The following is a 477-nucleotide window of genomic DNA, read 5'->3' as shown; positions in this document are numbered from 1 at the left end:
CCGGACAGTGCGCGACCTCCACGAGCTCCCAGCACCCTCGCGGCTGGCGGACGAGCGACTTCACGGCCTCGCTCGCCGCGTAGGCGACGACGGCGCCCACCCCGGCGACGAGCGTCGTCGCGACGGCGGACGCACCCGCACGACGCGACCGCCACGCGACGAGCGCGCACAGCCCGAGGAGCACGAGGACCCCGCCCTCCGCGACGAGCCCCGACCCCGGGAGATCGGCGGTCCGCGCCGTGATCGCGAGGTACAGCGCCTCGCTCGGCCCACGCAGGAGTCGCGCGACCAGCACCACGAGCGCCGCCCCGACCAGCCACGACACCGCGACGAGGACCTGGCCCGCGGCCCGGGACGACGCGTCCGCGAGCGGCTCCGGCAGCGGGCGCGACGACGCGTCGGGCACCTCGTCGGACGAGGTGTCGAGGGGGCCGGCGGGACGGTCGAGCAGGGTCGACGCACGGGACGAATCGGGCG

Annotated in this window: 1 pseudogene; it reads right to left on the bottom strand. The window is 77.4% G+C overall.

Annotation, left to right across the window (positions count from 1 at the left end):
- Positions 1 to 477, bottom strand: a pseudogene (locus tag G3I78_RS47965) (hypothetical protein); the annotation flags it as partial.

Origin of the sequence: Streptomyces sp. SID13726, assembly GCF_010548375.1 — a bacterium.
Lineage (GTDB): Bacteria > Actinomycetota > Actinomycetes > Streptomycetales > Streptomycetaceae > Streptomyces.
This window is presented reverse-complemented; position numbering and strand designations above follow the sequence as displayed.